The 21,158-nt window shown below is 69.4% G+C and carries 17 protein-coding genes; 6 read left to right on the top strand and 11 right to left on the bottom strand.

The window, feature by feature from the left end:
• Window positions 1-69 precede the first annotated feature (69 nt).
• From OG430_RS46455 to OG430_RS46425, 7 genes are all read right to left on the bottom strand, one after another.
• Window positions 70-1,662, bottom strand: a complete 1,593-nt coding sequence (locus OG430_RS46455) for an acyl-CoA carboxylase subunit beta (RefSeq protein ID WP_327358765.1) — start codon at window positions 1,660-1,662, stop codon at window positions 70-72.
• A gap of 93 nt (window positions 1,663-1,755) precedes the next feature.
• Window positions 1,756-1,968, bottom strand: coding sequence for an acyl-CoA carboxylase subunit epsilon (locus OG430_RS46450; protein WP_327358764.1), 213 nt, complete (start codon window positions 1,966-1,968; stop codon window positions 1,756-1,758).
• A gap of 250 nt (window positions 1,969-2,218) precedes the next feature.
• Window positions 2,219-2,620 carry a DUF6009 family protein gene (locus tag OG430_RS46445; RefSeq protein WP_327358763.1) on the bottom strand — a complete coding sequence of 134 codons (402 nt, stop codon included), beginning with the start codon at window positions 2,618-2,620 and terminating at the stop codon, window positions 2,219-2,221.
• Complete coding sequence (locus OG430_RS46440) at window positions 2,617-4,119, bottom strand: DNA primase family protein (RefSeq protein WP_327358762.1); 1,503 nt, start codon at window positions 4,117-4,119, stop codon at window positions 2,617-2,619. The genes OG430_RS46445 and OG430_RS46440 overlap by 4 nt, the downstream gene beginning before the upstream one ends.
• A complete protein-coding gene (locus tag OG430_RS46435) occupies window positions 4,116-5,207 on the bottom strand; it encodes a bifunctional DNA primase/polymerase (RefSeq protein ID WP_327358761.1) in 1,092 nt (363 codons plus the stop codon). The genes OG430_RS46440 and OG430_RS46435 overlap by 4 nt, the downstream gene beginning before the upstream one ends.
• 584 nt (window positions 5,208-5,791) lie before the next feature.
• On the bottom strand, window positions 5,792-6,916 hold the full coding sequence (locus OG430_RS46430; RefSeq protein WP_327358760.1) for a cytochrome P450 family protein: 1,125 nt from the start codon (window positions 6,914-6,916) through the stop codon (window positions 5,792-5,794).
• 190 nt (window positions 6,917-7,106) lie between these two features.
• Window positions 7,107-7,793: a ScbR family autoregulator-binding transcription factor gene (locus OG430_RS46425; protein WP_327358759.1), complete on the bottom strand. Its 687-nt coding sequence runs from the start codon at window positions 7,791-7,793 to the stop codon at window positions 7,107-7,109.
• Window positions 7,794-8,218: 425 nt separating this feature from the next.
• Between OG430_RS46425 and OG430_RS46420 the strand changes: the two genes are divergently transcribed.
• Window positions 8,219-10,156, top strand: coding sequence for an acyl-CoA dehydrogenase family protein (locus OG430_RS46420; protein ID WP_327358758.1), 1,938 nt, complete (start codon window positions 8,219-8,221; stop codon window positions 10,154-10,156).
• A 69-nt stretch (window positions 10,157-10,225) separates the two neighbouring features.
• On the opposite strand, the gene OG430_RS46415 is transcribed toward OG430_RS46420, so the two are convergent.
• A complete protein-coding gene (locus OG430_RS46415) occupies window positions 10,226-11,197 on the bottom strand; it encodes a PDR/VanB family oxidoreductase (RefSeq protein ID WP_327358757.1) in 972 nt (323 codons plus the stop codon).
• Between the two features lie 208 nt (window positions 11,198-11,405).
• On the opposite strand from OG430_RS46415, the gene OG430_RS46410 reads away from it, so the two are divergent.
• The 3 genes from OG430_RS46410 (at window position 11,406) to OG430_RS46400 (ending at window position 14,299) form a co-directional block, all read left to right on the top strand.
• The gene (locus OG430_RS46410) at window positions 11,406-11,975 is read left to right on the top strand and encodes a transcriptional regulator (protein WP_327358756.1); all 570 of its coding nucleotides are present in this window, start codon (window positions 11,406-11,408) and stop codon (window positions 11,973-11,975) included.
• Between the two features lie 102 nt (window positions 11,976-12,077).
• Window positions 12,078-13,337, top strand: a complete 1,260-nt coding sequence (locus tag OG430_RS46405) for a ParA family protein (RefSeq protein WP_327358755.1) — start codon at window positions 12,078-12,080, stop codon at window positions 13,335-13,337.
• Complete coding sequence (locus OG430_RS46400) at window positions 13,334-14,299, top strand: ParB/RepB/Spo0J family partition protein (RefSeq protein ID WP_327358754.1); 966 nt, start codon at window positions 13,334-13,336, stop codon at window positions 14,297-14,299. The genes OG430_RS46405 and OG430_RS46400 overlap by 4 nt, the downstream gene beginning before the upstream one ends.
• 433 nt (window positions 14,300-14,732) lie before the next feature.
• Here the strand turns inward: OG430_RS46400 and OG430_RS46395 are convergent, their stop codons facing one another.
• The gene (locus tag OG430_RS46395) at window positions 14,733-15,890 is read right to left on the bottom strand and encodes a hypothetical protein (protein ID WP_327358753.1); all 1,158 of its coding nucleotides are present in this window, start codon (window positions 15,888-15,890) and stop codon (window positions 14,733-14,735) included.
• A 113-nt stretch (window positions 15,891-16,003) separates the two neighbouring features.
• On the bottom strand, window positions 16,004-16,516 hold the full coding sequence (locus OG430_RS46390; protein WP_327358752.1) for a DinB family protein: 513 nt from the start codon (window positions 16,514-16,516) through the stop codon (window positions 16,004-16,006).
• Between the two features lie 212 nt (window positions 16,517-16,728).
• On the opposite strand from OG430_RS46390, the gene OG430_RS46385 reads away from it, so the two are divergent.
• Window positions 16,729-18,294 carry an oleate hydratase gene (locus OG430_RS46385; RefSeq protein ID WP_327358751.1) on the top strand — a complete coding sequence of 522 codons (1,566 nt, stop codon included), beginning with the start codon at window positions 16,729-16,731 and terminating at the stop codon, window positions 18,292-18,294.
• Between the two features lie 69 nt (window positions 18,295-18,363).
• Here the strand turns inward: OG430_RS46385 and OG430_RS46380 are convergent, their stop codons facing one another.
• The gene (locus OG430_RS46380; protein WP_442816673.1) at window positions 18,364-19,818 is read right to left on the bottom strand and encodes an amino acid permease; all 1,455 of its coding nucleotides are present in this window, start codon (window positions 19,816-19,818) and stop codon (window positions 18,364-18,366) included.
• Between the two features lie 348 nt (window positions 19,819-20,166).
• Here OG430_RS46380 and OG430_RS46375 point away from each other — a divergent pair, with 348 nt between their 5' ends.
• Window positions 20,167-21,123 carry a TauD/TfdA dioxygenase family protein gene (locus tag OG430_RS46375; RefSeq protein ID WP_327358750.1) on the top strand — a complete coding sequence of 319 codons (957 nt, stop codon included), beginning with the start codon at window positions 20,167-20,169 and terminating at the stop codon, window positions 21,121-21,123.
• The last annotated feature ends 35 nt before the right edge of the window (window positions 21,124-21,158 follow it).

Genomic DNA, 21,158 nt, shown 5'->3' with positions numbered 1-21,158 from the left:
GGGACACGGCAGCAGGACGCGGCGGGACCCGCCGCGCCACGCCCTTCTGTCCGTGCCCCTGTGCGGTTCCTATTGCGGGGGGTTGCCGTGCTTGCGGGACGGCAGGTCGGCGTGCTTGCTGCGCAACATCGCGAGCGAGCGGATGAGGACCTCGCGGGTCTCGGCGGGGTCGATGACGTCGTCGACGAGGCCGCGTTCGGCCGCGTAGTACGGGTGCATCAGTTCGGCCTTGTATTCCTTGACCATGCGGGCCCGCATGGCTTCGGGGTCGGCGGCCTCGGCGATCTGGCGACGGAAGATGACGTTGGCCGCGCCCTCCGCGCCCATCACGGCGATCTCGTTGGTGGGCCAGGCGTAGGTGAGGTCCGCGCCGATGGACTGGGAGTCCATGACGATGTACGCACCCCCATACGCCTTGCGCAGTATCAGGGAGATCCGGGGGACGGTGGCGTTGCAGTAGGCGTAGAGGAGCTTGGCGCCGTGGCGGATGATCCCGCCGTGTTCCTGGTCGACGCCGGGCAGGAAGCCGGGGACGTCCAGGAGGGTGACGAGGGGGATGTTGAACGCGTCGCACATCTGCACAAAGCGCGCGGCCTTCTCGGAGGCCTCGATGTCCAGCACACCTGCCAGGGCCTGGGGTTGGTTGGCGACGATCCCGACGACCTCACCGTCGAGGCGGGCCAGGGCGCACACGATGTTGCGCGCCCAGCGCTCATGGATCTCCAAGTACTCGCCGTCGTCGACGAGTTCGGCCATGACCTGCGTCATGTCATAGGGCCGGCTCCCGTCCTCGGGCACCAGGTCGAGCAGGTTCTCGGACCGTCGGTCGGCGGGGTCCTCGCCCCGGACCACGGGCGGGTTCTCGCGGTTGTTCGCCGGCAGCATCGAGAGCAGGAAGCGGACCTCGGCGATACAGGTCTCTTCGTCGTCGTACGCGAAGTGCGCGACACCAGACGTCTCGGCATGCACGTCCGCGCCGCCGAGGCCGTTCTGCGTGATCTCCTCACCGGTGACCGCCTTCACCACATCGGGACCCGTGATGAACATCTGCGAGGTCTCACGGACCATGAACACGAAGTCGGTCAGGGCCGGGCTGTAAGCCGCGCCGCCCGCGCACGGGCCGAGCATCACGCTGATCTGCGGGATCACCCCGGACGCCCGGGTGTTGCGCTGGAAGATCCCGCCGTAACCGGCCAGCGCGGAGACACCCTCCTGGATACGGGCACCGGCACCGTCGTTCAGGGAGACCAGCGGCGCACCGGCCGCGATGGCCATGTCCATAATCTTGTGGATCTTCGTGGCATGAGCCTCGCCCAACGCACCACCAAAGATCCGGAAGTCATGCGCGTACACAAAGACCGTGCGGCCCTCGACCGTGCCCCAGCCCGTGATCACACCGTCGGTGTACGGCTTCTTACCCTCCAGGCCAAAACCCGTCGCGCGGTGGCGGCGGAGCTGCTCGACCTCCCTGAACGAGCCCTGATCCAGCAGGAGTTCAATCCGCTCACGCGCCGTCAGCTTGCCCTTCGCGTGCTGCGTCTCCGTCGCCTTCTCGCTGGGCCCCGCCAAGGCGAGCTCACGGATCGCCCGCAGCTCCACGGTCCGCCCACGCGCACCGAGCGGTACGCAATCGACCATGGAGAGGTCGCCCACCACCGTCATGTCAGTTCCCTTCCTCAACGGCACGCCGGCCAACCAGCGCGAACAGCATAACAAACCGCTTATGCGGTTTCCGGGATAGGTGGCAAGTGATCCTCACTGCCAGCTGCGTGGAGCCCGATAGCCCGCCGTGCGATCCCAGCGGCCCCACGAGGACGAGTGGGGTCGCTCCCCCTGTCCGTCCTCCCGGTCCGCCGCGTATCGCGCGAGCAGGGAAAGCAATGCCGCGGTCACCGCGGCCAACTCCTCGTCCTGCACCTGGCCGCGCTCGACCCGAACCACGTCGCCCGCGCTCTGCACGTTGTCCACCGCGCCTCCTTCGCCCTCCGGATACGGTCTGCCGTATCGCTCAAGAAGGACTGGGGTGTCGCTAGACAGCGGATCCACGACGTCACCCGGGCCGCCGCACACGCCACGGAAGCGCGCAGCGCGCCGCATCAGAAGATTAGACCGGAGCGTCTGTTTCCGCTATGGGTCGAGACAACTCCCGTGCCACGCCAAGGAAAATGGGCCGACTTTTCGTCAATTCGCCCTGGGGACCGTCAAATTGCCGCGCGCATCACAGCGGCAGGGTGATGCCCATCTCCTGCATCGCCTGGGAGGGCGGTCCGCCCTCGGACCGTTCCGTCTTGCGGCCCTTGTCGCCCGGCGCCAGCGTGCGCGGGTCGACGGCTTCCGCCGGCGCCCCGCTGGCGTACAGCCCGCCGGGGGCGGTGTCGCGGTCGTGGGGCAGCAGCCAGAACACCCGCCTGCGGAACGTCCCGGACGACCGGGAGGCCTTGGCTCCCGGGCCGAGCATGGCGTAGCCGACCATGCGGCCGTCGCGGTGGTAGGCGGGCTTGCCGCGGCGCGACGGCAGCCGGTCGAGGCTCTGACGTACGTAGTCGAGGTCGCTGGTGTCCTCGAGCCAGACGAGTTCGGCCTCGTTGCCGATCTCGTCCGCTGCGATGAGGGCGCTCATGCTGCCTCCCCGTCCGTGAGCAGTCCGATGCCCGGGTAGTACTTGCGCTGGTTGGACAGAATCATCTGCTTCGGCGAAGCCAGCCCCACGGTCTCGCGGACCCTGGCCGCGAATCCGCGGGAAGAGATCGCGGGAGCGCCCTCATTCTGGCACCAGCTGCGGTAGGCGGCGTAGAGATGGGTCTGCTCCGCCCGAAGTTCGGGATCAAGGACACAGGCCTCGCCGATGAACCGGCCGGTGTGGTCCTCCGTCTCCGCGTAGGCGCTGGTGGCGATGCGGACGCGTTCGGGACCGGTGAGGTCCTTCGCGCCGCCGAGGTAGCGGCGCGCGCCGTCGATGAGCCAGTTGAGGATGCCGGGCCCCTCCTCCGTGACGAGGATGTCCGCGAGGTTGTCGATCTTCCGCTCGTCGGAGACGACCCGTTCGAACGGGATGAGCCGCATGCGGCGCCAGAACGCGAAGCCGCCGGTGCCGACTTCGGGGCGGTGGTTGCCGAGCAGCCAGAGTTTGTGGGTGGGTTCGAAGCTGAAGAAGTCCTGCCGCATCCGGCGGGCCTTGATCCGGTCGCCGCCGGTGAGCAGCTTCACCCGGGCCTCGTCGAACTTGTCGCCTGGCTTGACCTCGCTGCACACGATGACGCGTCGGCCGTGCAGTTCGGCGAGGTCGGTGGGGTGTCCCTCGTAGGGGCGGGCCATCAGGAAACCGGGCGGCGCGGCGTCCGCGTAGTCCCCGAGCAGTTTCATGAGGACGTCCAGGAGTACGGACTTGCCGTTCTTCCCGGACCCGAACAGGAACGGCATGACCTGCCCGCCGACGTCCCCGGTGAGGGAGTAGCCGAGCAGCAGGTGCAGGAAGTCGATCATCTCGGCGCCCTCGACGTCCTCGCCGAAGGTGTCGGTGAGGAACCGGTTCCAGCGCGGCGTCGGCATCTGGCGCGGGGCGAGCGAGGTGGCGCGGGAGTGGAAGTCCTTGTTCGGGTCGGGGGTGCGGACGCCGCCGGTGCGCAGGTCGACGATGCCGGCGAGGGTGCACAGGGAGTAGGGATCGGCGTCCAGGAGCGCGGCGTTGAGGACCATGCCGGGGGCCGACTTGGCCTGGGTGAGCATCGCGTTCATACCGCTCGTCGACAGGGCGCGCCTTCGGTGCTGCTGCAGCGCCGTGCTGCTGTGCAGGCCGCGCGGGTCGTCGGCGGCGAGGGCCTCGGCCAGGTCGCCGGCCGCCCACAGCACGGTGTCGTCCTCGTCGATCTGCCAGCGGGTGCCGTCCCAGCAGAACCAGCCGAGGCCGGGGATGTGCCGGTAGTCGTTGGCGTACAGCTTGACGAACAGTTTGGCGTTGCCACGGTCGGTGAGCGTATCGGGCAACAGCCCCCGCGCCGTGGCCACTTCAGGTCCCTCACGCCGCTGCTGCGGAACCTGCACAGGTCCTTGGGCGAGGATCTGCGCGGCCACCGACTCGGCGTCGAAACTGAAGAGGGTGTCGTCCTCGTCCGCGTTCACTGACGGCTCCCGAGGGGCAGAGGGCGCCTGGCACCGGCGTTGAGACCGCTGCGGATGATCAGTGCGCTCCGGCGGTCCTGGCCCGGTCTGGCCTGTTCGGCCACCTCCTTCAGTACGTTCTCGGCCTCGGTCTCCTCCAGATGGCCGGCGGCGACCAGCCCTCCGGCGGTGTACGCGGCCCGGTTGAGCTTCTCGGAGAACGCCGCGCCCTCGGGAACGGAGGCGCACGCGGCGACCTCGGCGAGCACGCCGGCGAGCACCTTGGCCGCCTGGCCGCGGCCTCCCCCGGCCGCGACGACGGCCTGGCGGGCCCGTGGCGGCACGGCGCGAGGCGCGGGTACGCGGGCCCGGTCGGGCTCCAGATGGCCGGTGCGCTCCAACTCCGCTGCCAGCCAGGGCGGCAGCGAGGCCGGTTCGCGCACCGTTCCGAGCGGCGTGTAGGTGCCGTCGCGCGTGGTGGTGCCGGGCGCGACGATGTATCCCCCGTGGGCCCGCACATCGACCTGCCAGGCCAGTGCCCGCCCGTTGCTGGAGCCGGCGGAGCAGTGCCAGCGGTGACCGGGGCGGGCCCGGTACCAGACGTGCAGGCCCCCGGAGGGGGTGCGCACCCGCAGGGTCGACTCGTCGGCGGCCGGGCTGGTGACGCCGCGCAGGGCGGCGAGGACGGCGAGGGTGTGGAATCCGTTGGCGAGGCCGGTCAGGTCGATGTCCGCGGAGATCGCGATGCCCGGTAACAGCCGGTCCCTGCCCGGGAGTTGCTGATGATGTGCGTCGACATCGATGACGACGAGCCCTGCGGGCCCGCAGGCGACTCCCACTCCGAGGGCGGGGTTGCTCCCCCACCACCGCTCGATCCTGGTGGCGTCGAGGGTCGCGGCGTGGAATCCGTGGCACCAGCGGCCGGCGGCCGCGCACCCGCACTCCTGGTGCGTATGCCCCGTATCCCGGCAGGCCTTGCAGTTTCCCGCCGGCGTCTTGCGTCCCGCGGCGAGCGGATGGACCGGCCAGCCGCGGCTCGCGCACCACCGGGCGGTCGCGAGTGCGGGCACGCGTGAGTCGCCATGCAAAACCCGCAGCTCAGCTGCCATGCACTTCCCCCGTCAGCGACTCAAGCGACTCAACTGAGAAACAGACTAGCGAAACTGTTGTTCGCAAGCGGCCGGTTGGGAAGGAAGTGAAGGTCACCCGCGGGCCAGCGACCGGGACTGCCACCCCCGGCGACTGGTTTACCCCTTGGTCGCTCCTGCCCCCAGCAGGAATCCCCTGCTCAGACAACGTACGCGACACCAAGAAGCGACTGAAGCGACTCAAGCTCCCTATATATGACGCACACACGCACACGCGAATGTCTCCATATACCTGGAAGTTGCGTCGCTTCAGTCGCTGCCTTGCCCACGCGTGGCCTATGACCTGGGAATTCTTTTCCTAACATGCAAGCGACCGAGGGGCAGTTGAGTCGCTTCCCCTCGGTCGCTGAACCGTTCGAACCGGCCCGGCCGAAGCGACCGACTCGGTCGCCGCCTCAAGTGCTTCTGGGGCGGCTCTCGATTTTGCCCGGGCATCTCTGACCTTCTCGTCCCGGGTTCGGTCGCTTCGGTCGCTCGGGTCGCTGTCGCGCCCCGCCGTTGGTCGGCGTGCGGCAGGGCGCGACAGCGACCCGGACTTCGTTCGTCTACAGGAAGACCGGCAGCGACCTGAACCCGTTCATGATGAAGGACTCCATCGGCTCGAGCGCCTTGACGGGAACGGCCAGCGAGAGGTCCGGGAACCGCTCGAAGAGCGCGGCCAGGGCCAGCGACGCCTCCAGCTTGGCCAATGGGGCACCGACGCAGAAGTGCGCCCCGTACCCGAAGCCCATGTGGTCGCGGCGCCCGGTGCGCAGCAGGTCGAACACCCCGGCGTCGTCCCCGTAGTGCTGCGGATCGAGGCTGGGGGCGGCGAAGTTGACGATGATGGGATCGCCCTTCTTGATGGCCACACCGTCCAGGTCGATGTCGTCCACCGCGAACCGCATGGGCGAGTAGCCGCCGGGGCCGTGGGCCCGCAGCGTCTCGGTGACCACGTCGGCCCAGTCGGCCCGGCCGGCCCGCACGTGCGCCAACTGCTCGGGGTGGGAGAGCAGTTCTCCTGCCGCGTTGGTGATCAGCGTGCGGGTCGTTTCATAGCCCCCTGCGATCAGCAGGTTCAGGCTGCCGAGCAGCTCCTGCTCACTGAGCCGGTCGCTGTGGTCCCGCGCCGCGATCAACGCGGAGGTGACGTCGTCACCGGGCTCGGCCCGCTTTGCGGCCACCAACTGGCCGAGGAGCTCGAAGAGTTTGGTCTGCGCCGCAATGATCTCGGCGGCCGATGCCGTGGTGCTGAAGACGGTGTCCGTCGCGGCGCACAGCTGAGCTCTGGCAGCGGCGGGGACGCCGAGCGTCTCGCAAATGATCCGCATCGGCAGCACGCCGGCGAAGTCGTCCCGCAGGTCCACCTGCTCCCCGGCGGGCCGTGCGGCCAGGTCCTGGATCAGTTCCTCGATGATTTCTTCGGCACGCGGCCGCAGCGCCTCGGCGCGGCGTGCGGTGAACGCCGCCGCGACCAGTCGTCGCAGCCTCGAGTGCTTCTCTCCGTAGGCGAACAGCATGTTCTCGTTCGCCACCCAGGTGTAGAGCGGCCATTCCTGGGTTATGCGCCCTTCGATGAACGCCGGCCAGTGCTGCCTGGCGTCCTTGGAGACCCGTGGGTCGGTCAGCAACCGCTTTACCTGGTCCTCGCGAACGACGGCCCAGGCGATCACCCCCCCGGGCAGTTCCACTTGGACGGCCGCCCCCTGAGTCCGCAACATCGCGGTCTCACCGGCAAGATCACGCCCCATCACATCGAGCGCATACGGACAAGCTGCAGTTTCCGATCCCATCGGTACCCCTCCAGTCGGTCATTGCATTTCGCGTTCGGACCATGAACACGCGAGGCGATCCCCCTCGTCGAATGACCGTGGGGCGCGATCAGGCAGACATTGCCACCGCCTGCTCCTCACGCAGCTTCATCGCCTCTTCGTACGCCTTCGCCCCTCGCTCCGGCGCGAAGTCCAGTTTCACGAGGACACCCGGTACCGCAATGGACGCCAGCAGCCATGTGTAGAGGTCGGCCACCCGTTCCAGCATGTCCTCGCGCTCGGTCATGATGTTCGACAGCACCTGGACCCCGGTGAAGGCACCGACGGACGACTTCGCGAAGCGGTCCAGGTCGACATGGGGAAGGATCTCCCCCGCCTCCTTCGCCGCCTCGAAGAGAGCCCTGGAGTGGTCCTGCCACCCCTGCATCGGCACCCGCCGGTCCAGGCCGTCCTGCGGCATACCGCTGTCGACGGTGAGTCGCACACTGCCCCGCACGATGGGGTCGCCCGTCTCCTTCATGAGCAGGTGCGTGAGCATCAGCGACTCGTCCACCACCTCTTGCAGCTTCAGCTCCCGCGGCGGGACGGGCGGCAGCACGTCGACCTGTTGCGCGAGCACCCCTTGGGCGAGCTCCTCCTTGGACGTGAAGTGGAAGTAGAGAGCTCCCTTGGTCATTCCAGCCCGCTTCAGGATCTCCGAGATCGTCGCCGCCTCGTATCCGACCTCGTCGAACACCTCGGCAGCAGCGACGAGGATCGCCTGTCGCGTCCGAATAGCCCGCTCCTGTCGCGCCACAGCGCACCTCCCTCAATCGCCCCCGTAACCGACCCCGCCTGACTGACGGGCGCGTACCACACTGACGAAACAAAACCAGCAGGTACGTATCTTACTGGAGATTACGCAACGTAGCGAGACCCGCCCTGGGTAACCCCTGGTGTCGACTCCTCACAGTTCGTGACGACGCGGCGCACCGGTGAACCGGAATGTCCGTAAGAATAAAACCAGGTGACCGGTTTTTCAAGTGTTCCTCGAGTCAATCTCCACCTGAAGAATCCCTGGTCGAACTGAGCCCTCAGAGGATCAAGTACCCCTAGTCGCCGACTAGTTGAGGAATCGGTGTGGTGCACCGCAAAGGAGGCTTGAAAAGAAACCGGTTGGTACGTATCTTCATGAATCCGAGCTCTCGCCCATCCGGTCAAGCGTCCACTGCGGAGATGTCAATGACCCTGCAGACGTTCCAGGAGCCCCCTCGCCTCGAGGCCTCCGCTCCGACGGAGCCGAACGAAGCAGTAAGCCCGAGCGACCTGTCGTTTTTGCCCATACCACCGACCGACCCCAGCCGTGAGCTGGCACATCTGCTCTTCGACCGGGAGAACCGGCGCCGCCTGCACGGCATGTGGCGCCGCCTCATCTCGACCGAGGAGTTCCGTCATCGCTCCGGTCTGTCACCGGCCGAGCGTATCGCCCTGTCCTACGACCGCCTGCGCATCCTCAACGAGACGGTCGGTTCTCCCGAGGCGCTGGCGAACGATCCCAGCACACTGGCCAGCCTGCACGAGTGGACCGGGGTGGTGGACGGATCACTCGGCACCCTGGCCGGCATCCACTACAACCTGTTCCTGGGCAGCCTGCTCGACCAGGGCGACCGCGACGGCACGGGAGACCGCCGCGATCTGTCCGACTTCACCTCACTGCGCCGCACAGGAACGTTCCTCTGCACCGAGCTGGACCACGGGAACGACGCGGCGGCCCTGCAGACGACAGCCGAACTCAACCGCGAGACGGGCGAGTTCATCCTGCACACGCCCCACCCGGGCGCACGCAAGTTCATGCCCAACACGAGCCTCATCGGCGGCCCGAAGAGCGCTCTGGTGGCGGCACGGCTCGTGATCGACGGTGAGGACCACGGGGTCTTCCTGTTCCTGACGCCACTCAGTGACGCCTCGGGCCATCTGCCCGGCGTGCGCGTCCAGGCACTTCCCTCCCGCTCCGCCTCCCCCGTCGACCACTGCCTCACCACCTTCGACCAGGTGCGGCTGCCCCGCGAAGCGCTCCTGGAGGCCGAGCACGGCCGGCTGAACGACGACGGCACGCTGACCAGCAACCTGGGCAACCGTCGCAAACGATTCCTGCGCTCGATCGACCGCATCACCACGGGCAAGCTGTGCATGAGCGCCGCCGGCATCGGAGTGACCCGGGCGGCCCTGGCCATCGCGGTGCGTTATGCCCACGACCGCCACATCAGCGGCCCCCGCGCCGGTGAGCGCGTCCCGCTCACGGCACACCGCAGTCATCACAGCCGGCTGCTCCGCTCCGTGACGACCGCGTACGCCATGACCTTCCTGCACCGCTCGGTCGTCTCCCGCTACGTCCGGCACACCGCCGCGGACCGCGCACAGGCCGAGCGCCTGGTGGCGATAGCCAAAGGCTGGATCACCTGGCAGGCCCGCACGATCACCACGGAGTGCCGCGAACGCTGCGGCGCCCAGGGGCTCTTCTCCGCCAACGGGCTCGCCGACTTCCCGTTGAATCTCGAGGGTGCGATCACCGCCGAGGGCGACAACCTCGTGATCTGGGTCAAGGCCGCGGCTGAGATGATCTTCGGCCACCAGACGGAACGCCGCGACCGCCCCGAGCTTCCCGTCGAGAACCGCTCATTGACGGACCTTCACTTCCTGCGCGGCCTCCTCGCCGAGGTCGAGGCCCTGTGGCAGGCAAGGGCGAGAACCGCCCTGCGGAGCGGGCCCGCGCGCGACCCTCTGGCCCGCTGGAACGACGCGTCGGCGCCCGCACTGCAGATGGTCTCCGCCCACGCCCAGCTGCAGGCCGCCGACGCCTTCATCGAGGCGGCCGCCCAGGCCGTGGACCCTGCCACCCGTCTGCTCATCGAGGACCTCTGCCGCCTGTTCCTGCTGCAGCAGGTCAGCGAGTACACCGGCGACCTCCTCGCCGAGGGTCACCTCTGTGTGTCCCACGTGCGTGAACTGCCGGGCGCCGTCGACGCGACGATCAGTTTTCTCGCCCCGCACCTGATGACGCTCGTCGACGCCTTCGACCTGCCGGCCGGATACCTGGCCGGCATCCCGATCGCCAGCGGCAGCCACATCGGGCAGCACGTGGACGAGTTGACCGGTCTGAGCTCCCTCACGCCGGCCTGACGGGGCCGCGCAGCAGGACACGACACACGGCCGCCGTCACCGATCCTCCGGTGACGGCGGCCGTGACTGCTACAGATCAAGCGTGAGCCTGCCGGTCCTGCACCGGCTGACGCACAGCATCACCATGGCGTTGGAATCGCGCTCCTCGTCGGTGAGGACGTCGTCGCGGTGGTCGGGTTCGCCGTCCAGGACCCCGGTGACGCAGGTGCCGCACCAGCCTTCCTCGCAGGAGTAGGGAACCAGCGGCACCGCCTCGCGCACCACCTCCAACAGGGTGCGGTCCGCGGGGACTTCGAGGGTGCTGCCGGTGCGGCCCAGCACGACCTCGAAGGCCTCCTCGTCCCCCTGCTCCCGCGTCCCGTCCTGCTCCGGGGCCGAGCCGAAGCGCTCCACGTGCAAGGCGCCGCGCGCCGGCCACTGCTCGCAGCGGTCCTCCACCGCCCGCAGCAGCGCCTCCGGACCGCAGGCGTACACGACGGTCCCGGCCTGCAGGCCCTTGAGCGCCTGGTCGAGATCGGGGTGACCCTCGGTGTCCTGCGCCACCAGCGTCACGTCCCCGCCGGTGAGGCCGGACAGTTCGTCGACGTACGCCATCGCCTCCCGGGTCCTCGCCCCGTACACCAGCGACCAGGGCGCACCCGCACCGGCCAGATGGCGCACCATCGGCAGCAGCGGAGTGATGCCGATGCCGCCCGCGACGAAGACGTACCGCTCCGCCTCGACCAGCGGGAAGCGATTGACCGGTGCGCCCACCAACAGGCGGCGGCCGGTGAGGTCACTCGTGTGGATCTCCTCCGAGCCGCCGCGGCCGTCGCGCTCGCGCAGGATGCCGAGGCGGTAGCGGGAGCGGTCGGCCGGATCGCCGCAGAGCGAGTAGTGCCGTACCAGCCCCGAGGGCAGCGTCAGTTCCACATGCGCGCCGGGCGCCCACGGTGCGAGATCCGCGCCGGTCGGGTCGGTGAGGACCAGGCCGAGGATGCCGTCGGCCTCCTGGATCGTCTCGCTGACCACGAGCTCACGGGCGGTCGGGGTACGGTCCACCGGATCACGTCCTCGCTGGGGTACGGGCCCGGCGGGCCGGCCGGGCATGGGTGCGGTGCTGCCGCTTCAGCGTGGTCGGCCGCGCTCAAGGATCACTAGGAAAGCGGCACACCCTCCCTCGGGACTGCAGCCGTCCCCAGGCGGGGGCCTGCGGTAATCTTGCGATCACTGACGGGCCGTTGTGGTACAGAATCGGGTGATTGCGCAAGTGCCGGAAAGAACCCATGAGTTCGGCCAGTACGGCGCACGGGGCATCAAGGGCAGCGAGGCCGTCGCCCGTCGCCTCGATTCCCTGGCCGGCGGCGTCGCCTCCCCCGTGACCTCCCACCGGGGCCTGATGGCGCGGCTGCACTACCTGACCAAGTCCGCCCACGCCCGCGGCGAGGCCCGCACGGCGGGCCTGACCGCCACCGACCGCACCGTGAAGGCGTGGCTCGCCGGCACCCGCAGCCCGTCCAGGGCCAACCTCGAGCGCATCGCGCAGGCCTACACCGCGGTCCGCCGCAAGAACGTGGCCCGCTACCTCCTGGGCCGCCTCAACGCCCGGGGCGGCACCCGGGTCGAGATCCACCCGCTCAACCAGTCCCAGGTCGACCGCCGCTTCCAGCGCGTCCTGGAGTACCGCAGCCTCAACATCCGTCAGTGGGACCGCATCGTCACGGCCTGGTCCGCCGACGACCCGCAGGCCCTGGACACCGCCTGGATCGACCAGATCGTCGACCTGGGATCGCAGTGGGGGCAGTACGAGTACGTCACCAATGTGGGCTTCGCCGCCTGACGGCCAGTCATCGATTCATCGATCCAGCCATCGATCCAAGCTCGACAGATATCCAACACATTGCGCCAACTCATGGGTCAACTGCGTTAGTAAAGTGCCCACATGAGTTCATCAGCCACTTCTGGCGATCGAGAAAAAGTCGTATCCAAACTCCCCGGATGGCTCAGGCAGGACCTCAAGGTCCGGGCGGCACAGCACGGCATCGAGATCCAGGCGGCCGTCGAACAGGGCGTTGCCGCGTGGCTGGCGCTCGCTTCCGCCCGCACCGCCGTCGACACCTCCGGTGCCGACACCTTCGCCACGTTCCTCCCCCGCGGGCAGTGGGACACCTTCCGGCAGGTCTCCGGCGACCGACGCCTCTCCCTCACCCAAGGCCTCGCCCAGGCGGTCCAGTTATGGCTGGAGAAGAACCCGCCGCCCACCCGGGTACGCCCCACGCACCCGCGCCGGCGCATCGTGTGCAACCAGAAGGGCGGCGTCGGCAAGACCGCGGTGACCGCCGGGCTCGGCGAGGCCTTCTCCGAGGACCCCGGCACCCTGCATCCCGTCCGCATGTCCCGGCACTTCGCCGACCGGATCGCGGACGACGCGACCGCCGATCAGGCCGACGCGCCGCTCGACGTGGAGGACCTGCCGGGCCCGGGCCGCCGCACCCTCCTCGTCGACTTCGACCCGCAGCGCCACCTCACCAAGCAGCTCGGCCGCCAGGAGATCCCCATGGATCCGGCGACCGAGAGCCTCAGCAAGTTCATGACGGGCGAGGCCAGGGGCGACATAGCCGGCCTCGTCGTACCCATCGACGACGACCGGTTCGGCGGCCGCCTCGACCTGCTGCCCGGCTGCCAGGACGGCTTCCTCCTCGACGTGGCCCTGTCCAAGGTCCGCTTCAGGGAGGCCGCACTCGAACGCGCGCTGACGCCGCTCGAGCACCGCTACGACGAGATCATCGTGGACTGCCCGCCCAGCCTCGGCCTCAGCATGGACACCGCCCTCTACTACGGCCGGCGGCGCGAGGACGAGGATCCCGGCAGCTCGGGCCCCCTCATCGTGGTGCAGGCCGAGGACAGCAGCGCCGACGCGTACGACCTCCTCGTCTCCCAGATCGAGGACCTCCGCGACGACATGGGCGTGGAGATCGACTATCTCGGCATCGTCGTCAACCTCTACGACCCGCGGCGCGGCTTCATCGCCACCTCCTCGCTCGACGCGTGGATCGGCATCAAGGACCCACGGGTCGTCGCCGTCATCGGCGATCTCACGGACCAGCGCAAGGCCGTCCGCCTCAAGCAGCCACTGCTTTCGTTCGCCCCGCGCGGCGAACAGGCCGTCACCATGCGCGCGCTGGCAAGGGAACTGGCATGAGCGGCAAGCGCGTTGCCGACCAGCTGGGCACCGGTGCCTCCTTCGGCGCGACCCGCGGCGGGGTCAGCGCGCGCCGCCAGGCGATGGCGGCCACCACCGGCGCGCCCACGGCCGCGGCCCCGGACAGCCGGCTGCGTACGCTGCCGCTGACGCACCTGGTGCCGACCCGCTTCAACCCGCGCCGCGCCTTCGGCACCGAGGACGACCTGCGCGAGTTCGGCCTCAAGCTGAAGAAGAAGCAACTGCAGCCCGCGGTCGCCGTCACCCGCGAGGCGTACCTCGCACTGTGGCCGGACGAGCGGGAGCACCTCGGCAGCGCCCAGTACGTCATCGCCAACGGCGAGCGCCGCTACCGAGGTTCGCTGGCTGCCGAACTGTCCACGCTCGAAGTGGTCGTCGACGACGAGGTGGCCCGCTCCAGGGCCGATTTCCTGGACGCGGTGCTCTCGGAGAACAACGACCGCGAGGACCTCAATCCGGTCGAGCGGGCCTTCGGCATCAGGACGATGGTGGAACAGCTCGGCGGCAAGGCCAAGGTCGCCGAGCACTACGAGAAGTCCGCCGGCTGGGTCACCCAGCAGATGTACCTCCTCGACCTGGCGCCCGAGCTGCAGGCCCTGGTCGCCGCCGGCGAACTCCCGGTACGGGAGACCCGTTCGCTGGTGAAGGTCCCGCAGGAGCAGCAGGTCGAGGCGTGGCGTGCCAAGGTCGTCCGGCGTGCCGAGGACAAGGCCGAACCCAGGTCCAGGCCGAGGCCGAAGCGGTCCGATCCGGCCCCCCGCCCCTCGCAGAGCTTTACCGCGGTAAAGCCCGCCGACGCCTCGACCACTCCCCCGGGCGAGGTCATTCCCGCGGCGTTCTGGAGCGACCCCCTCTGGTTCGATCAGCAGCTGCGCAGGTACATGTCCGCCGAGAACCGCGAGAAGCTCATCTATTTGCTGCAGGCCTCTGACGAGGATTGATCGGCCTTCGGTCGCAGCGAGCGGTCATCGCCCGAGGTGTCGGAGGTGGCCGCTTCCGCGTGCCCGGCTCCGGCGTCCTCGCTCCGCGCATCCCGCAGGGGCGAGGTGTGCGCGCCCTCGCCTCGTGCGGGGGTGCCGGTACGCCCGTCTTCCCGATCCCAAATACCAGGAGTGGGCCGAGAGGGGGTGGGATCAGCCGTGCGTGGAGGGGGCTCAGCCGTATCGGTTCGAACCCATGGGGAATGCCCAGGGGATGGGGACGAGCCCATGGGGTCGAAGCGCGGAGCGCTTCGGTTCGGGAACGCGGAGCGTTCCAACGCCGGGAGTGCGGAGCGCTCCAGGGCTGTGCGCCGCGAAGCGGCGATACCTGCTGCTTCCGTCGCGTAGCGACGGCGCGGTGAGTCTGCGGAGCAGACCGCGCGCAAGGGTCACGTTATTTACCGGGCGCGTTGGGGGCGAGGGGTGTCACCTCTACCGCGCGGCGCAGCTGCTCCATCCTGATCGGCATCGGCTCCCATCCGTACTGGCCTGCCATCAGCCAGTTCAGGGCCGTTATCCCCCGGGCGAAGGCCTGCGTCAGGCCTTGTGGGCGCAGGGTGATGCCGGGCGGCCCCGCCTTCGTCGGCACCAGCGTCACCCACAGCGCGGAGCGGCCTCCGGTCAGCGGTTCCACGAGGGTTCGGCGGACCTCCAGCCAGCGTCGTACGGCCACGCGGGTGCCTTGCCGCAGCGCGTACCACTCGATCTCCGGCAGGGGCTCCAACTGGTCGTGGGCCGCGACGATCCGCTGGAAGGTGGCCTCGGAGACCTGGTTCCGGCGGCCCCACAGCACGGCGCGTACCGAGGAGGGGTCCACCTCGGCCAGTGCCGCTATTTCCTCCGCACGGTTCGGCGGCGCCTTCTGCTGCCTGCGCCGCAGGCCCACCGCCCGCTCCCCCGCCGCCAGATCGGCGAGCCGCAGCGCCGCGAGCTCGCCGGAGCGCGGTGCCGCGTCGAGGGCGAGGGACACCATGGCCAGCAGGCGCGTCCGGTCCTCGTACGAGAGCGCCGTCCCGTCGCGCTCCAGCGGGCCGGTCGCGGCCATGTCCGCGAGGCGCGCGTAAATCGTCCCCAGCGACTCGGGCCGCACGGTCGTCTTCGGCTCCGGCTGCTGCACGGAAGGCAGCGGGACGGGCCGGCCCTTCGGCACCACCAGGCCGGCCATGATTCCCAGGCAGTCCCGCACGATCCGCAAGGTGGCCGGCGGCAGCTCCGGAGCCGTGCCCCGCCCCGGCGTCAGCGCACGCAACTCCCCCGCCTGCGCGAGCTCCCAGAACGCCTGCAGCGCCGCCCGGGTGAACAGCGCGGACGCCGCACGCCGCGCCCGGCCGGGCATCTCCTCCCGGTGCAGCGCCCGGTCCCACATCCCGACCACCATCCACAGCTGCCGGGCCCGCACCGGCGACACCTTCACCGGCAGCCCGCCCGCTCCGGCGATCGGGGCCCGCGCCTCCCACGCGGTCTGGTCGCGCGGCGCGACCCGCTGCACGGCCTCGGCCAACTGCCGCACCGACGCCGCCCGGTAGCCGGGCACGTCCTCACCTTGCTTCATCTGGTGCACCTTCCCCTGGACCGGTGACGGTCCGATGCTACGGCTGGGTCACGTTATTTGCGGGGCGAATCCGGAGACGGGACGGGTCCGCGTATGGATCCGGCCGGGTGCCGCTAGACGCCCGTCGCGCCGTCGACGCGTTCCCTGAGCAGGTCTGCGTGGCCGTTGTGGCGGGCGTACTCCTCGATCATGTGGACGTAGATCCAGCGGAGGCTGACGTCCTGTCCCATGAAGCGGCCGGTGTCGGTCAGGGCGCGGTCCGCGCAGGCCTTACGGGCATCGGCGATCTCCGTGCGCCAGGTGGCGAGGGCCCCGCGCAAGGTGGCGTCCGCGGCGAGTTCGAAGCCGCCGTCGGGGCCGTCCGGGTCGGCCGCCGGGTCGTGGATGGGCGGGGCCTGTTCGCCGGCGAGGACCCGGCGGAACCAGTTCCGCTCCACTTCCGCCATGTGCTGTACGAGGCCGGTCAGGGTGAACCCGGACGGCGGGACCGCCGCGGTGGCGGCCTGCTCGTCGTCCAGGCCCGCGCACTTCATGGCGAGGGTGGTGCGGTGGAAGTCGAGCCAGCTCTCCAGCGTGGTGCGTTCGTCGGCGTTCAGCGGTGGCATGGGGCGTTCGATGGCGGACATCGGTCGATTGTCGCCGGTGCCGAAACCGCTCACGGACACGGCCCCACACCTTGCGCTCATCGCCCGATGCACCCGGACGGACCCGCGTTCGGACCGGCCCTGCTGCGCCACTCCCGCCGAGGGGTGAGTCTGGGAGGACCGACCCCCTGATGGCGAGGAAACCCGTGCGCCGGGCCGGGGGCCTGCACGTAGTACCTGGGAAGGGAAGACTGATGGCGAAGGCCTATCTGGTGGGAAGCGGCATCGCGTCGCTGTCTGCTGCGGCGTTCCTGATCCGCGAGGGTGGCTTCGCGGGCTCGGACATCGTGATCCTGGAGGAACAGGACCGCGAGGGCGGCAGTCTCGACGCGTCCGGATCGCCCGAGACCGGCTACACGATGCGCGGCGGCCGGATGTTCGAGATCCACTTCGAGTGCACCTATGACCTGCTCGGCTCGATCCCTTCGCTGGACGACCCGTCGAAGTCGGTCACCGAGGACACCTTCGCCTTCCACGAGGACTTCGCCTGGGACGACCACGCCCGGCTCGTCGACGCCGCGGGCAAGGTGGTGGACGCGCACTCCATGGGCTTCTCCGAACGCGACCGCCTCGAGCTGGTCAAGTGCGTGGGCACCCCCGAGCGACTCCTTGACGGCAGGCGCATCGTCGACTGCTTCCACCAGGACTTCTTCCGTACGAACTTCTGGTGGATGTGGTGCACCACCTTCGCCTTCGAGCCGTGGCACAGCGCGATCGAGTTCCGGCGCTACCTCAACAGGTTCATCCATCTCTTCGAGACCTTCGACTCCATGTCGGGGATCTACCGCACCCGTTTCAACCAGTACGACTCGATCGTGCGGCCGCTGATGAAGTGGCTCGACGATCAGGGCGTGAGCGTCCAACTCGGCACCACCGTCACGGACTTGCGTCTGGCCGAGGGTGACGCCCTCACGGTCGAGGCCCTCACCTGGACCCGGGGCGGCACCACGGAGGAGATCCCGCTCGGCCCCGACGACCTGGTGCTCGTCACCAACGGTTCGATGACGGCGAACTCGACCGTCGGCTCCACCGGTGCCGCTCCCGCCCTGGACGCCTCGGGCGCCGGCGGCTCCTGGGAGCTGTGGGAGACCCTGGCGGCCAAGCGTCCCGGCCTCGGCGATCCGTCCGTCTTCAACTCCTCGATCGAGGACTCCACCTGGGAGTCCTTCACCGTGACGACGAAGGACCCCACCTTCTTCGAGCTGATGGAGAAGTTCAGCGGCAGCGAGGCCGGCAAGGGCGGGCTGATCACCTTCAAGGACTCGGGCTGGCTGCTGACCATCGTCCTCAACCACCAGCCGCACTTCCACGAGCAGCCCTCGGACACGTACGTGTGGTGGGGATACGCCCTCTTCCCGGACAAGGAGGGCGACTTCGTCAGGAAGCCGATGCGTGAGTGCACCGGCCGGGAGATCCTCGACGAGGTGCTGCAGCATCTGCGGTTCGAGGAGGGTCCCGAGATCCTGGACCACTCGATCGTGATCCCGGCCCTGATGCCGTACATCACCAGTCAGTTCCTCGTGCGCAGCGCGGGCGACCGGCCGCAGGTCGTGCCGGAGGGGTCCACCAACCTCGCCTTCATCGGGCAGTACGCCGAGGTTCCGGACGACGTGGTCTTCACGGTCGAGTACTCGGTCCGCACCGCCTGGACCGCCGTCGCGGGGCTGCTCGGCCTGGACCGGCAGCCCCCGCCCGTCTACAAGGGCGGCCACGACCCGCAGGTCCTCGTCGAGGCGCTGCAGACCATGCACCGTCGCTGAACCGACCGCGTCCTCTCCGGGGCCGGGGCCTTCTCCGGGCCCAGGTCACTCTCCGGGACCGGGACAGGGTCAAGGAGCCTGCCGCAGCGGGTCCTTGACCCGGTCCCGGACGACGAACCAGCCGAGCGCCAGGGCGCCCGCGATCGGGATGAGCAGCAGGACCGTGTTCCGGCCCGGGCCGTCCGTGTCGAACCACATCATCACGATGATGCCGAGCAGGAACGCGATCGTCGCCAGCTCGACCCAGGGCGAGGCCCAGAGCCTGAAGGCGGGGCGTTCGGCAAGGCCTTGCCGGGTGCGGCGGACGAACGCCAGATGGCAGAGCATGATCATGACCCAGGTGCTGATGACGCCGAGGGCCGCGATGTTGATGACGATGCCGAACGCGTCGTCGGGCAGCCAGGCGTTGAGGCCGACGCCGAGCAGGATGACGCTCGATGTCATGAGGATGCCGCCGTACGGGACGTGGCTGCGGCTCATCTTTGAGGTGAAGCCGGGCGCCGAGCCGGCGGCGGCCATCGAGCGCAGGATCCGGCCGGTGGTGTAGAGGCCGGAGTTGAGGCTGGACATGGCGGCGGTGAGGACCACCAGGTTCATCACGCCGCCCGCGGCGGGCACGCCGAGGCCGGACAGGACCGTCACGAAGGGGCTCTGGCTGCTCGAGTACGCGGTCCAGGGCAGCAGCAGGGTCAGCATCACGACGGACCCGACGTAGAAGATCGCGACCCGCCACATGATGGAGTTGACGGCCTTCGGGACGACCTTGTGGGGTTCGGCGGTCTCGCCCGCGGTGACGCCGACCATCTCGATGGACGCGTACGCGAAGACCACGGTCTGCGAGACCAGGACGACCGGCAGCAGTCCGAGCGGGAAGATCCCGCCGTGCTCGGTGAGCATGTGCAGGCCCGGGACCTCGCCGCCGACCTCGCGGCCGCTGGCGAGGACCCAGATGCCGATCAGCAGGAAGGAGACGATCGCGACGACCTTGACGATGGCGAACCAGAACTCCATCTCGCCGAAGGTCTTGACCGAGATGAGGTTGATGCCGAGCACGATCGTCAGGGCGACGAGGGCGAGGGCCCACTGCGGGATCGACGTGAACATCGACCAGTAGTGCACGTAGAGCGCGATCGCGGTGATGTCGGCCATGCCGCTGGTCGCCCAGTTGAGGAAGTACATCCAGCCGGCGACGTACGCGCCCTTCTCGCCGAGGAATTCGCGGGCATAGCTCACGAAGGCGCCGGAGGAGGGGCGGTGGACGACGAGTTCGCCCAGCGCCCGGACCACGAAGAACGCGAACACCCCGCAGACCGCGTACGCGACGGCAAGGCCGGGGCCGGCCTTGGCGAGGTTTCCGCCCGCGCCGAGGAAGAGTCCGGTGCCGATCGCGCCGCCGATGGCGATCATGCTGATGTGGCGGGGTTGGAGGGTCTTGCTGTAGCCGGCGTCGCCGGCGTCCATGACGGGACCGGCGTCCGTCGGGTCCGGTGCTGCGGGGGCGGCGTCGAGGTCGTCCTTGGTCACGGGTGGCTCTGCTCGCCTTCAATTTCGCCCAACAATGGACAAATAGCGTCAATTGGTTGGGGACCCTACCGCACGCGGGCGCCGGAATCGTGGTGCCCCGAAGCCGTCGACCGGCTGTCCATCGGCTGTCGATTGACCGAGGTCGCCGCCGGAATCCACAATGGGCCCATGAGCCCGCACCCGACCTCCGCCCTGGGGACCTTCTGTGTCCCGTGGCGGCGCGGGTGCGAGCGCTCGGGCCGTTAGCTGCCCGGAGTCCGTCGCTTCTCCCGCGATGTTCCAGGAGTTCCGTCGCCTCCCGCGATGCTCCGCGCACGGCCCCCGCCGGCTCGACTTCCAAGGATCACCATGGTGTTCACCACGCCCTCCCCCTCCCCCACTGCCGCCACCACCTCTTCCCTGCGCGAGGCCCGTGTCCCCGCGGACGGCCTGTTCGAAGGGCGCCGGGTGCTGCGGCGCGTGCCGGAGGGATGGGACGAGCGGCCGTACGAGCACTTCGAGCTCGTTCCTCAGGGGCGTCTGATAGGCGCCGAGATCCGGGGCGTCGACCTGTCCCGGCCACTGTCCCCCGCGCTGCGCGAGGACCTGAACCGGGCGCTGATCGAATGGAAGGTGCTGTTCTTCCGCGGCGCCCGGATCACCTCCGACCAGCAGCGCGCCTTCGCCCTGAACTGGGGCGAGTTGGAGACCAATCCGCTGCTCGCGCGGGGCTCGGCCGACGACGTGGTCCGCTTCGACAAGGGCGCCGACGCCACTGCGACCTTCGAGAACGTCTGGCACGCCGACGTCACCTTCCGTGAACGCCCGGCCCTTGGCGCGGTGTTGCAGCTGCGCGAGGTGCCGCCCGTCGGCGGTGACACCCTGTGGGCCGACATGGCGGCCGCGTACGACAACCTCACGCAGGAGGTGAAGGACCGCATCGACGGGGCGCAGGCCGTGCACGACTTCATCCCCGGCTTCGCGCGCTTCTACCGGCCCGAGCAACTGCTGCCGCTGCAAGGCGAGTTCCCGCCGGTCACCCATCCCGTGGTGCGCAGGCACCCGGAGACCGGCCGTCGGATGCTCTTCGTGAACACGTCGTTCACCACCCGCATCGTGGGCATGGACCGCGCCGAGAGCGACCGGCTGCTCGGCCACCTGGTGCGCCAGGCCCAGGTGCCGGAGTACCAGGTGCGGTTCCGCTGGCAGGCGGGGGACGTCGCCTTCTGGGACAACCGCGCGACGCAGCACTACGCGGTCGACGACTACTTCCCGCACCGCCGGGTCGCCGAGCGGGTGGCGATCGCCGGGGACCGCCCGCGCTGAGCCCAGCCGCCGGTCGCACGCCGCGGGGGGCCTCG

It is taken from the genome of Streptomyces sp. NBC_01304 (genome assembly GCF_035975855.1).
Taxonomy (GTDB): Bacteria; Actinomycetota; Actinomycetes; order Streptomycetales; family Streptomycetaceae; genus Streptomyces.
The sequence above is the reverse complement of the archived record's forward strand: the minus strand, read 5'-3'. Positions and strand labels throughout refer to the sequence as shown.

Bases quoted from the DNA above. Each gene is read 5' to 3' on its own strand.
- OG430_RS46455 (WP_327358765.1), bottom strand. From the start codon at position 1,662: ATGACGGTGGTGGGCGACCTCTCCATGGTCGATTGCGTACCGCTCGGT.
- OG430_RS46445 (WP_327358763.1), bottom strand. From the start codon at position 2,620: ATGAGCGCCCTCATCGCAGCGGACGAGATCGGCAACGAGGCCGAACTC.
- OG430_RS46435 (WP_327358761.1), bottom strand. From the start codon at position 5,207: ATGGCAGCTGAGCTGCGGGTTTTGCATGGCGACTCACGCGTGCCCGCA.
- OG430_RS46420 (WP_327358758.1), top strand. From the start codon at position 8,219: ATGACCCTGCAGACGTTCCAGGAGCCCCCTCGCCTCGAGGCCTCCGCT.
- OG430_RS46405 (WP_327358755.1), top strand. From the start codon at position 12,078: ATGAGTTCATCAGCCACTTCTGGCGATCGAGAAAAAGTCGTATCCAAA.
- OG430_RS46400 (WP_327358754.1), top strand. From the start codon at position 13,334: ATGAGCGGCAAGCGCGTTGCCGACCAGCTGGGCACCGGTGCCTCCTTC.
- OG430_RS46395 (WP_327358753.1), bottom strand. From the start codon at position 15,890: ATGAAGCAAGGTGAGGACGTGCCCGGCTACCGGGCGGCGTCGGTGCGG.
- OG430_RS46390 (WP_327358752.1), bottom strand. From the start codon at position 16,516: ATGTCCGCCATCGAACGCCCCATGCCACCGCTGAACGCCGACGAACGC.
- OG430_RS46385 (WP_327358751.1), top strand. From the start codon at position 16,729: ATGGCGAAGGCCTATCTGGTGGGAAGCGGCATCGCGTCGCTGTCTGCT.
- OG430_RS46375 (WP_327358750.1), top strand. From the start codon at position 20,167: ATGGTGTTCACCACGCCCTCCCCCTCCCCCACTGCCGCCACCACCTCT.